Origin of the sequence: Pseudomonas sp. DTU12.1, assembly GCF_009873475.1 — a bacterium.
GTDB lineage: Bacteria > Pseudomonadota > Gammaproteobacteria > Pseudomonadales > Pseudomonadaceae > Aquipseudomonas > Aquipseudomonas proteolytica.
In genome coordinates this window covers 858,601-871,338 of record NZ_CP045254.1, presented here as the reverse complement: position 1 = coordinate 871,338, position 12,738 = coordinate 858,601, and the positions used below count along the sequence as shown (strand labels likewise).

Genomic DNA, 12,738 nt, shown 5'->3' with positions numbered 1-12,738 from the left:
ACTCAACGCGCCAACCTCAGGTTTTTCGCGAGCAAGCTCGCTCCTACAAGTCATGCACAAAAATAACGTCCTTGCGGAGCACCCTGATGAACCCTCCAAAGATCTCCTTCTACAACCTGGCCTGGCGCTGGCATTTCTACGCCGGGCTGTTTGTCGCCCCCTTCATGGTGTTGCTGGCAGTGACCGGCATCATCTACCTGTTCAAGCCCCAGCTTGACCCGTTGATGTACGGTCAGCTGCTCAACGTGCAGCCCGCCGAACACGTCCTCAGCGCCGATGAGCAATTGCAGCGGGCCAAGGCCGCCTATCCACACGCCACCCTCAGCAAATACCTGCCGCCCGTGGACGCCAGCAGCAGCGCGCAGTTTGTCCTGCACAACGCAGGCAACGAGCTGACCGTTTTTGTCGACCCTTATCGCGGCAGCGTGCTTGGCGAGCAGGACGCGACCTACAACCTGCAAGCCATCGTTCGTGCCCTGCATGGTGAATTGATGATCGGCACCACCGGCGACCGCCTGATTGAACTCGCGGCCGGCTGGGGGGTGATGCTGGTGGTGTCCGGCCTGTACCTGTGGTGGCCGCGCGGTCGCTCTGCTGCCGGGATTCTGTGGCCGCGCCTGGGCAGTCGCGGGCGCCTGTTCTGGCGCGACCTGCATGCCGTCACCGGGTTCTGGGGCGCGGCGTTTCTGCTGCTGATGATCCTCAGCGGCATGACCTGGACCGGCTTCTGGGGCAAGCAGTACGCCGACCTGTGGAACCGCTTCCCGGCGGCGATGTGGAACGATGTGCCGCAGTCCGATCAACAGGCCCGCAGCCTCAATACCGCGACGCAGCAGACCGTGCCCTGGGCCATGGAAAACACCCCCATGCCGGTGTCCGGCGAGCATGCCGAACACATGCAGCACGGTGGCATGCACCACGGCCCGGCCGCGCCCTCGATCAGCCTGCAACAGGTGGTGGACCTGGCCACCGCACGCCAGGTCGAGCCGGGCTACAGCATCACCTTCCCGACCACGGCCACAGGCGTATTCACCATCGCCGTGTTCGCCAACGACCCGCGCAATGACGCAACCCTGCATGTGGACCAATACACCGGCAAGGTCCTCGCCGATGTGCGTTGGCAGCACTACAACACGGTGGCGCGGGTTACCGAGTCCGGGGTGATGTTGCACGAGGGCAAGATGTTCGGCGTGATCAACCAGGTCATCGTGCTGCTGGTGTGCCTGATGATTCTGCTGAGTGCGGTCAGCGGCGTGGTGATCTGGTGGAAACGCCGGCCCCAAGGTGGCCTGGGGGTTCCACCGTTGCGCCATGATTTGCCGAAGTGGAAAACCGCCATGGTGATCATGCTCGCGCTGGCGATCATTTTCCCATTGGTCGGCGCGTCGCTGATCCTGGTGTGGGTCTTGGATCGGCTGGTGCTGGCGCGCTTTTTCAAGCAACGTGAATCGGCCTCATCTTCCCCATGAGGTAGGCGAGATGCCCTACATAGAGACGTTATGTAGTCTTACGCGGGCTTTCATCCCAAACGTAAGAAGTGTTAACTTATAACACTTACTGCACCGTCCCCACTCGCCGCGTCCAGCGGCGAGTACCGTCTCGAAGAAGCGATCTGTCGTCCGATGAACAAGTACCTTGCCAGCGGCCTGTGCCTGCTTGCCTTGCAAAACAGCGCCCAGGCCCTGACCCTGCCCGCCAGCCCCGTGACCGCCCCGGCGGTGGACAGCGAATATATCGACCTGAGCACTCCAACCACCGCCGGTTCGCGCCTGGGCCTCACAGCCCTGCAAACCCCCGGCAGTGTCGAAAGCCAGACCGGCACGCAGATCCGCGAACGGGGCGACGCCAGTGTGCAGGACGCAATCTCCCGTGCCACCGGCATCAGCCGCACCGGCACCCCGGGCGACGGCGGCACCTCGCTGCAAGCCCGTGGTTTTACCGGCCAGGGCTCGGTGATGCAGTTGTATGACGGCAACCGCCTGTACACCGGCATGGGCACCTCGACCTTCCCGGTCGACACCTGGGCGGTCGAGCGCGTGGACGTGCTGCGCGGCCCGGCCTCGGTGCTGTACGGCGAAGGCGCCACCGGCGCAGTGGTCAACACGATTTCAAAGAAGCCCTTCACTGGCGAGATCGAAAACCACATCCGCCTGGGCTACGGCTCCTATGATCGCCAGCAACAAGCCCTGGACAGCGGCGGTTCGCTGACCGACACCTTGAGCTATCGCCTGAACCTAAACCGCCTGCGCAGCAATGGCTTTATCGACCGTGGCGACTCGGCCAGCGATTTTGCCAGCGGCGCCCTGCGCTGGCAGGCCGCCGACAACCTGAGCTTCACCCTGGCCCACGACTACGGCGACCAGCGCCCACAGAACTACTTTGGTACACCGCTGCTCAACGGCCACTTGCACAAGGGCCTGCGCGACAAGAACTACAACGTCAGCAACGACACCCAGCATTACAACGACCAGTGGACGCGCCTGAGCAGCGAATGGCAGATCAACGATGCCGTCAGCGCGCGCAACGAGCTGTACTACCTCAAGGCCCAGCGCCGCTGGCAGAACGCCGAGAACTACAATTTCGGCGCCGGGCAGCTGACCCGCAGCGGGTTCTACGGCATCAAGCACAACCAGGAGCAGGTCGGCGATCGCCAGACCTTCACCTTCAAGCACACCCTGTTCGGCCTCGACAGCCAGACCGTGACCGGCGTGGAATACAACCGCATCCGTTTCCGCCTGGCCAGCAACTCACCGTTTGAAGACGTCGTAACCGGTGGCCAGCCGATTGATGTGAAACACCCGGCCCAGGCCCCTTTTGAAAGTGCCGACCCGTTCCTGCCGCTGTTCGCCACCACCACCAAGCAGTTCGCAGGCTTTGCCGAAAACCGCCTGCAACTGACCGACCAGCTCTCGCTGATCACCGGCATCCGTCGCGACTACGTGCACCTGGACCGCGATGAACTGCGCAGCGGTGAGCGCAGCGACAGGACCCTGACCGGCAACAACTGGAAGGCCGGCCTGGTATTTGCCATCACTCCAGACACCTCGGTCTACGGCCAGTACGCCACCAGCACCGATGGCGTCGGCGGGTTGATCTCCCTGAGTTCAAGCCAGCAAGCGTTCGACCTGTCCACTGCCAAGCAGACCGAGATCGGTATCAAGCAGGCCTTCTGGGACCAGCGCGGCGAGTGGACCCTGGCGGCCTACCATATCGTCAAAAAGAAACTGCTGACCGATGTGCCGGGCAACCCGCAGTTCAAACAGCAGGTGGGCCAGCAATCCTCCAATGGCCTGGAAGCCAGCCTCGACCTGCAACTGCCCCACGCCTGGCAGCTGCAAGCCAACGCGGCCATCGTGCGGGCGCAGTACGACGACTTCCAGCAGAATGTTGGCGGCGTACAAGTCTCGCGCGATGGCAATCGCCCGGTGGACGTGCCGCGCCGCACCGCCAACCTGTGGCTGAGCAAGGCCGTGACCGAAGACATCCGCGCCAGTGCCGGCGTACGTTATGTGGATGCGCGTTACGCCGACATGGCCAACCAGAACGAGCTGCCCAGCTACACCGTGGTCGATGCCAGCGTTTCGTGGAAAGCCCTGCGCAACACGACATTGGGCCTGCAATTGAATAACCTGTTCGACCGCACCTATGCCGTGAGCCAATACAATGACGGCCAGCAATGGATACTGGGGGAGCCGCGCTCGTTCTTTGTGACGGCCGACTACACCTTCTAACCCCCCCACAATGTGGGAGCGGGCTTGCCCGCGATAGCGGCGGATCAGTCAAAGATGCACTTACTGACAGAGCGCAATCGCGGGCAAGCCCGCTCCCACACTGGATCGCTGTTTGACTTGAGAGATTTGATGCCCACCCTCGACCTTCACCACCTCGCCTGGTCCCCCCTGGGCCACAGCCACTGCCATCACCAGTTCCAGCTGCGTGATGCCAGCCTGCAGGTGGGCGCCGGGGAGTTTGTCGGGTTGATCGGGCCCAATGGCAGCGGCAAGACCAGCCTGTTGCGCTGCGCCTATCGGTTCAGCAAACCCGAGCAGGGCGAAGTGCGGTTCGATCACCAGAACGTCTGGAAGCAGCCTTCACGCTGGTGCGCCCAGCGCATCGCCGTGGTGTTGCAGGAGTTCCCCGATGCCTTCGGCTTGCGCGTCGATGAAGTCGTCGCCATGGGCCGCACGCCCCACAAAGGGCTGTTCGACGGCGATACCCAACACGATCGCCAACTGGTGCAACAGGCCCTCGACTCAGTCGGCCTGCTGGGCTTTGAGGACCACGCCTTCGCCACCCTTTCCGGCGGTGAAAAACAGCGCGTGATCCTCGCCCGCGCCCTGGCCCAGCAACCGCAACTGCTGATCCTCGATGAACCGACCAACCACCTCGATCCGCGCTACCAGCTTGAGCTGCTCAAGCTGGTCAAGCGCCTGCAGATCGGCACCCTGGCCAGTATCCACGACCTGAACCTGGCGGCAGCCTTCTGTGATCGCCTGTACGTGATAAACCACGGGCGCATCATCACCAGCGGCACGCCGCACGAGGTGTTGACCACCGAGTTGCTGCGCGAGGTCTTCGGTGTCGAGGCCTTGATCGATGCCCATCCTTTGTCCGGCTACCCTCGAATCACCTGGATAACCCAACCATGATCCTGCGCTCCCTGCTCTCCCTCGCTTTGCTGCTGGGCACTGCCCAGGCGTTTGCCGAAGCGACCCATTACCCGCTGAAAATCCAGAGCTGCAACCGCGAAGTGACCTTCAACCAGGCGCCGGAACACGCCGTCAGCCACGACATCAACATGACCCAGATGATGCTGGCCCTGGGGCTCAAGTCGCGCATGGTCGGCTACAGCGGCGTGACGGGCTGGAAATCCGTGACCCCGCAAATGGCCCAGCTGCTCGATGGCCTGCCAGAGCTGGCAAGCAAGTACCCGTCGGTGGAAACCCTGCTCAATGCCAACGTCGATTTCTTCTTCGCCGGCTGGGACTACGGCATGCGCGTGGGCGGCGACCTCACGCCGCAAACCCTGCAACCTTTGGGCATCAATGTGCTGGAGCTGACCGAGTCCTGTGCGTTTGTGATGAAGCGCCCGGCCGCCACCCTGGATGACACCTATAACGACCTGCGCAACCTGGGCAAGATCTTCGACGTGCAGGAGCGCGCCAATGCCTTGATCACCCGGATGCAGGCACAGGTCGCCGATATACAAAAAAACCTGCCGGCGGAAAAACCCCGGGTATTTCTCTACGACAGTGGCGAAGACCGCGCCATGACCTCAGGCCGCCTGGGCATGCCGCAAGCGCTGATCGAGGCGGCGGGCGGGCGCAATATCCTCCATGACGTGGACGCCAGTTGGACCCGCATCAATTGGGAAACCGTGGTCGAGCGCAACCCACAGGTCATCGTGATCGTCGACTACAGCGAAATCAGCGCCGCACAGAAGCAGCAATTCCTGCTGGATAACCCGGCGCTGCAAGCGGTGGACGCCATCAAGCACCAGCGCTTTATCGTGATCCCCTACGTGCAGGCCACGCCCGGTATCGACAATGTGCTGGCGGTCCAGACCCTGGCCAAGGGGTTTCACCACCCATGATTGACCGTCGCTACGCCCTGCTGCTGGTGGCCCTTGGCGCGTTGTTGCTGGTGTCTTGCGTGATGTCTTTGGGCTTCGGCCCCGCGCGGGTGCCCCAGGACGTGGTGTGGCGGATTCTGCTGCACAAGGTAGCGGGCGTTGGCGAGGTGAGCTGGAGCGCCGGCCAGGAACATATCGTCTGGTTGATCCGCGTGCCGCGCATGCTGCTCGGCGCGCTGGTGGGCGCGGGTCTCGCGTTGATCGGCGCGGTGCTGCAGGCCGTGACGCGCAACCCGCTGGCCGACCCCCATCTGCTGGGCGTGACCTCCGGCGCCACCTTGGGCGCGGTGATCGTGGTGCTGCATGTCGGCCAGGTCATCGGCTTGCTGACTCTGCCGCTGGCCGCATTTATCGGCGCGCTGTTGAGCATGCTCGTGGTGCTGGCCGTGGCCAGTCGCAACGGGCGCCTGGAAAGTGATCGCCTGTTGCTGTGCGGTGTCGCGGTGTCGTTTGTGATGATGGCGGTGGCCAACCTGCTGCTGTTCATGGGCGACCATCGCGCCGCGTCGGCGGTGATGTTCTGGATGCTCGGCGGCCTGGGCCTGGCACGCTGGGAGTTGCTGGCAATTCCCTCTGCGACTGTGCTGCTCGGGCTGCTGTTGCTGCTGGGCATGGCGCGCCCGCTCAACGCACTGATGGCTGGCGAGCAGACCGCCGTCACCCTGGGCCTGAACGCACGCAATGTGCGCCTGAAGGTGTTCCTGATTACGTCGCTGATGACCGGCGTACTGGTGTCCATCAGCGGCTCCATCGGCTTTGTCGGGTTGATGGTGCCGCACATTGCCCGGCGCCTGGTGGGTGCCGAGCATCGGCGACTGCTACCGGCCTGCGGCTTGCTCGGCAGCCTGTTCCTGGTATGGGTCGACGTCGCTGCACGCACCCTGATCGCCCCCGAAGACCTGCCTATCGGCGTAGCCACGGCGGCGATTGGCGGGCTGTTTTTCATTGGCCTGATGCGCAAGCGTTAGGCCGCCGGCCCCCTGAAAAAACCGGGCCCGCGCTTACAGCTCATCCCGATCCCGTATGTTCAGCGGCTCATCCCCCCCGATCGCTTCCAGGCTCAGACCATTGGCATATCCCAACTGCTGCTCGGACAGCTGCCCTTCGTTGATCCAGAATCCGTCTTTATCCAGGACCAACAGCTTGCCGGCGTTGACCATGCCTTTGAGAAACACGCTGGGATAAACCGTGGGCCCGGTCACCAGCGTCTTGCCTTCGGTGGGCATAAAACTTGGCACGTATTTCAATAGCGCACCGCCCTGGCACGAGAGATAAAGAGCGGCGGACTCACGGGGCAAGCTACGCAATACCCAGATGAAATAACTCATGAGTTCCGGCCCCACAAAATTGCGCAACAGGGCCTGGTCCGCTGGATCCAGGCTGTCCGTGGCAGGCATGCTGCTGTAGAGCAGATGCACCCCGACAACCCCATGATTTGACGGGAAGTCCGGCATTGGCGCCGGGGGCTCCACCGGTTGGACGGGACCTTGAGGGCCGCTGTAGAACAGCCGCAAAATCAGCGCGCGCCCAACCCCAGGAGCCACGGGGAGCGTGACCAGGAACGAGGAGCGCGTGGCGTCGGCCAGAACGGCAGCGAGGTACTGCTGATCCTGATAAGGCGAGAGTTGCCGCTGCAGATAGCGCACCGCATCATCCCCATGGGAGAACACCGGGCCACATGCCGCCGCCCATGGGTCGACCAAGACCTCGACCACGCCAGGCCGCCAGAACTGATCCACACGATTGCGCGTGGTCCACACCCGCCCCTGGATCAGCGTGCTCAGATCGCCGCGCGCCACCAGGTCCTGCACGTAACTGAGTACGGTCCGCTTGCCTTCCAGTAACTGCTGGCGCAACTCGACCAATCGCCCAAAATCCTCCAATTGGGCCTCGGTTCCCTGGTACTCATAGTGGAGCAAGGCGCCGTCCTGGCACGACAAGTACAACCCCAGGCGCTTGTCCTTCAAGCCATGCAGGGAGAAGCGAATGCCGGTGTCGATATCCGTGGGCGCAAAGAACGCCTGGCGCAGTGGATCGTCGGCGGGCGCCTGGGCTACGTTGCTGGCGCACAGGTAGAAACCTTCGAGCCCATAGTCCTGGGGAAACTGGCCATTGGGAAAGACTTGCCAGAAGTCGCGATAGCTCTGGCGCACCATCGGCAGGCTGGCCATATAACGTGCGGTTTTCTTTGACTTGAAGAGATAGCCAAACTGTAGATTTTCACCATGTCGGCAGCGCTCATGGACATAACGTATCGCATCCTTTTCGTTGGCAAAGAGCGGACTGAACGCCGGGTCTGCCAGGGCATTGCGGATCATCAACGGCGCGACCTGAAACGCAATGAACTCCCCACTGATCCGGCGTGGAACACCCCAGGCAGGGCTGCCCTGCACCACTCGCAACACCCCGGTTTTGCCCAGGCGGGTGACAAACTCAGTGGGGGTCAGTTCGCCCTTGCGGATCTGCCGCTCAATGCGGTTATCCAGCAGATCTGCGCGCACCGGGTCCAACGCTTGCAGGTCTTTTTTCAGTTGCTCTTCCAATGGCGTCCCGCTGCGGGTGTAACTCACCACACAGCGATCGGCGCCCAACAGGTACTCGTCAGTCAAGCTGGCGTCCTGCCCCCAAAGCGCTGCGCCAATCACCCTGGTGGACGGCATATTGCGATACAGCTGCTCCTGGTGGGTCTCCAGGGCAAAGGGCAACTCGCGGACCGGGCTTGAGCGGTAGCGCCCCACAAGGGTGTGGGCGGCGGGGAAGCCGCCCGTGCTGACCACTTCATCCGGGAAGATCCATTTGGGGTCGAAATCTTCACGCGGCACTTTCAGCGGTTCAGTGGCCACAAACAGGCCGTCGGGGCGCTTGAGGATCACCCCGCCCATCAAGCCGTTGCCCTGGAGCAACAACAACTGTACATGGCGTACCGCATCGTCCTGATGATGGAAGGCCGGCCCCAGGCGACGGCGCAGAAAATTGGCATAGGGTCGCCATGGCTCGGAGCCTCGGCTCACCGCCCCTCGCCGATCCCAGCACTGGCTGCTGTACAGCACCCGCAAGTCCCCAGCCTTGGCGACCAATGAAACAAACTTGGCGGTGTCGAACGTGCCGTTGCGCAGGCTCATGCCCTCGATTGTCACGTCCTCACCTTGAGGGGGCTCTGTGAGCAGGGGCGCGCCTTGTGGCTGATAACGCAACAAGGCGCCGTCCAGCGTCGACAGGTAGACCGGCAATATGCCTGTCGCTGAAGCACGCGGTATCGAGCGGGCGTCGCCTTCGGCACGCATCAGCACATCCGGGGTGACAAAAAACCGCATCAGCCAGGCCTCGACCGGCGGCAACCCCGACGGTAGCCATTGCTGTGAATAGAGCAGCCCCACCACCGTAAAGCCCCTGGCAAAAGCACCACCAGCCAGATAGCCGGCCCCTTTGGAGGCGTCACGTAACGAACGCCCGCTGAGGGCTACCGGTAACAGTTCGCTGACCACAAACTCATCCGCCTCTGGGTGCTTGAGCACATAGGCGATGTAGCCCTGGGCATCCAGGTTCCTGCCTGCCCAACGCAAATGGGCATTGAGCGCCGCGCCATCCTGGCTGCTGAAAATCGCGCCGAATGCCGGGCTCAACGGATCGACATCGGCGTAGTCGAAGTTTGGCGTCCAGTCGCTGTAGACCCGGCCACGGGGGCCCCACAACGAACTGCGGACCAGCACTTGCAGGTCGCCTGCGTCAGCCAGCCGGGTAACGATGTCTGCCGGCTTGAGCGCACCTGCTTCCAATCGCTCAAAATACCCATGCTTGCCAGGCTCACGGGTGGTGTTGCTCTGCACCACCACCTCCCTGGCCGAGCCGCCGGGGACGTAGCCGATCAGGTTGTTCGGCGAGCCGCTCAGGTAGGCCGGTCGGCGCGACGCAATCACCGCGTGGAGTTCCTGATCCGAGAACATCGTGGTCATGACTTCCAGGTCCGTCAGCGTCCAGTTCAACCGCTGCTGGCGCTCGCGGTCACTGGCCGACAGTGCGGCGTGGGAGGCGTAGCGCGCATGCAGCTCATAACCTCGCGGCGGTACCAGCACCCCATTACCGGCAACCGGCGTGAGCAGGTCGGCAGTGAATCCATTGCCGTGGATAGTCAACGGCTCAGTGAAGACAAATCGCCCATCCAGCCCCTTGAGGATATAACCACCATAGGCCGCCGCTCGGCGAAAGCCGATCCGCTCATGGGCATGGCGAGCGGCATCCTCGGCCGTCAGGAACGCCGCACTCAACACCATGGGAACCGAGCCCAATGGCAGGCTCTCGCTGTCATACACCGGTCCCTGGATTTGCCATAACGCGCCCTGCTGAAGCACCGACAACGCACCGGCACGGATCACCCGGCGCACGAAGTCCCGTGGAGACAACGAGCCGTCGAGCAAGGCGGCCTGGTTGCCTTTGTCGGTCACCGTACTGCCAGTCACCGTCACCAGTTCGTTGTCGGGCGCGGCACCTGGCACCTGCCATTGCAGCAATGCGTCGTCGGCGGTGCGCAGATACAACTTCAGCCCCAGCCCGGCGACCTGCAACGCAAAGGTTTCCAGCCCCTGTTGTACGCTCTCCACCAGCAATTTCGGGCTGGTAAAGCGCCTGTACAGCCAACCCTCCCGAACGGGCAGTTGCGCGGCATCAAGGGGCGGCGCATTGCGGTAGATACCGACCAGTCGGTAATTGGCCGGCAGTCTTGGCTGACCGTCGGCCCGCAGCGGAAACTGGCTTGCCACGCTCGTGCCGGCCGCAACGGGCAGCGTCGCGGCGTAGGTTTGCGTGGTCTTGTGCTTGAGTACAACGCCTTGGTACGCACCGGCTGGCAAGGCGGCCATCTGGTTCAGTGCAATCAGCGCAGCCACTTGCCCCGTGTTCGCGGCGGATGTGAAGAAGGGCTGCTCCTGCACGACATTGGCAGGACCGACCGGCGTACCGAGCCGCCACCCTTTGGAGACACGGCCGCGAACACCTCCCCAAATACGACTGGGCAGCACCACTCGCAGGTCTCCAACGTCTGCAATACTCCAAATCACTGCCTCAAATTCAGTGTTCGGCTCAAATGGTTCTTCACCGGTCAACTGATCCAGCAGCTTCTGCTCTGCAGCCGAACCGCTGCTTACGTATTTGAGCAACGAGCCCCCCGGCCCCGATAGATAGTGGGCCGAAGCAAACGTGCGATTAGCGATGATTAACGTCGCGTCAGCCGACGAAAAAAAGCTGACAAACAAAGCGACCTGATCAGCGGGGTGTTGCGTCAACAGTTCTTGCTCTCCCTCGGACTTGGCCGGATGGGAGTGATAGAGGGCGTAGCACTCATAAGATTGCGGGGCGATGAAGTGATCATGTTCATCGGTGGCCAGGATGGTGACAAAACTAAACTGAGTGGCCATGCCGGCCACCGGCTCCGTGGCGAAATAGCGCACTCCCTGTTTCAGCACGACACCGCCGTACTCCTTGTCTCGCTGATTGCCAATCCGGTCGTGGGCCCAGCGGGCAGCATCGTCAGCGCTGATGAAGGGCGGGCTCAAGACCGGTTTTGGAATCAATGAAAACGCGCGCCACTGAGCATCCACTGGGCCGCTCCTGTCCCAGACTTTTCCCGTGCGCAAGACCGTCAGATGCCCTGCTGCGGCCACGCGCAACACAAAGGCCCGAGGCCGCAATGTACCGGCGAGTAACGCCGAATCGATCTGGTTATCCACCACCCGACCGTCAGCCTCGACGCGAAAAAGATCGGCCTCCGCCGCCGAGAACGAACAGGTGTATTGCAGCAAGGCCCCATCATTGACACTGCGATAGAACACCAGCCGCTGCTGTGGCCCCAACAAGTCCTTGGACTGGTGCCCTTGATAAAGCTGGGTTGCCAGTTCGGCGGGAGCAAAAAAGTTGCGGTACAACCATGGTTCCTGGGCGGTGAGCCTGGCAGGCACTGGGGTGCGTCCCTGGTAAACGCCGTACCAATGAAACTGATCGTGCTGCACCCGATTGCCATCCGGGGTCAGTGCAAAAAGCTGTTGAATGGTCACAGGCGCCGCGCCACCGGCCAGCGGCTCGATCAGCACGTAATCTTCTTTATCGATGTGCTTGAGGATAAACGCCGTTTGGCGGTGCTCAAGCAATGCCAGCGTGGCATCCAGCCCGGACTGCACAGCCCCGCAAGCCGGCAGGTCGTAGGTGCGCGAGACGAACGGGGAAAAAGGCTGCCATTGCGTGGGCACTGTACCTACCGAGCCGCCCCATAAACCACTGGGCACCACGAAGGACAATTGGCTGACGCTGAGCAGCTTCTTGATGAGGCTCTCAGGTTTCACGTCGGGGGGACCGTCCTCATGGCCGAAGTGCAGGCCTTTCTTCAACCACACGCCAAAGCGCCGCTCCGCCTCCGACCCCGTGGTGACATGTTTGAGCAGCGCACCGTCCGGACCGGACAGGTAAGAAGCAGAAAAAAAGCCGCGCTCCAAAATATTGATACTCAGGTCGATATCCGAAAAGAAGCTGTTCAAGGCCCTGGCCTGGCGTTCGGAAAGCTCAGGATTATTGGCCGCAAAAGCGTCGAAAATATCGGGGTGTGAGTGATATTCGGCCACGCACCGATAGCCTTGCGGGTGCAAGTACTGACTGTTGCTGTCGACCTTGAGCACGTCCCAGAAGTCGAAAGTATTGCGCTGCCCCGCAATAGGTTCGGTGCTATAGAAATAGCCATCTGACAAGCGCTCCAGAATCACCCCCCCATACTCGATAGCACGCCGGCTGCCGATCTGCCGGTGGGCGTAGCGGGCCGCATCGTCCATGGTGATAAAGGCAGGCCCCACAGGCGGTAGCGCCACATCGGACTTCAGGCCACCGCCGAACCATCCGCGTTTAGGTCGTTCCATGACATCCCCTCAAATATGCCGTGGCCAGACGCTGGCCAGGGTCACGGCGATCTTTGCCCCTGGTGCCATCCCCAGGGCGCTAGATAGTTATCCACACCCTGCCCCGTTCAGGCGCGCGCCCTGCACCAACACCTGAAACAAGCCCTGACTTGGTGCACAGCTCGCGATCCAGACGCCTGACTCCCCGCATAACCAGGGGCCACTCGCAGT

The 12,738-nt window shown here is 62.3% G+C and carries 6 protein-coding genes; 5 read left to right on the top strand and 1 reads right to left on the bottom strand.

Going from position 1 to position 12,738, the window contains the following annotated elements; translation table 11 throughout:
• The first annotated feature begins 86 nt into the window (after positions 1-86).
• From GDV60_RS03755 to GDV60_RS03735, 5 genes are all read left to right on the top strand, one after another.
• Positions 87-1,469: a PepSY domain-containing protein gene (locus tag GDV60_RS03755; RefSeq protein WP_159906335.1), complete on the top strand. Its 1,383-nt coding sequence runs from the start codon at positions 87-89 to the stop codon at positions 1,467-1,469.
• Between the two features lie 153 nt (positions 1,470-1,622).
• Entirely contained in the window at positions 1,623-3,731 is a 2,109-nt protein-coding gene (locus tag GDV60_RS03750) for a TonB-dependent siderophore receptor (protein WP_159906333.1), read from the top strand.
• A gap of 129 nt (positions 3,732-3,860) precedes the next feature.
• Entirely contained in the window at positions 3,861-4,649 is a 789-nt protein-coding gene (locus tag GDV60_RS03745; protein WP_029297725.1) for an ABC transporter ATP-binding protein, read from the top strand.
• Positions 4,646-5,593 (top strand): ABC transporter substrate-binding protein, encoded by a 948-nt coding sequence (locus GDV60_RS03740; RefSeq protein ID WP_159906331.1) that lies wholly within the window; start codon positions 4,646-4,648, stop codon positions 5,591-5,593. Before GDV60_RS03745 ends, GDV60_RS03740 begins: the two co-directional genes overlap by 4 nt.
• The gene (locus tag GDV60_RS03735) at positions 5,590-6,600 is read left to right on the top strand and encodes an iron ABC transporter permease (RefSeq protein ID WP_029297729.1); all 1,011 of its coding nucleotides are present in this window, start codon (positions 5,590-5,592) and stop codon (positions 6,598-6,600) included. Before GDV60_RS03740 ends, GDV60_RS03735 begins: the two co-directional genes overlap by 4 nt.
• A 33-nt stretch (positions 6,601-6,633) precedes the next feature.
• On the opposite strand, the gene GDV60_RS03730 is transcribed toward GDV60_RS03735, so the two are convergent.
• The gene (locus GDV60_RS03730) at positions 6,634-12,528 is read right to left on the bottom strand and encodes a DUF4329 domain-containing protein (RefSeq protein WP_159906329.1); all 5,895 of its coding nucleotides are present in this window, start codon (positions 12,526-12,528) and stop codon (positions 6,634-6,636) included.
• Positions 12,529-12,738 lie beyond the last annotated feature (210 nt).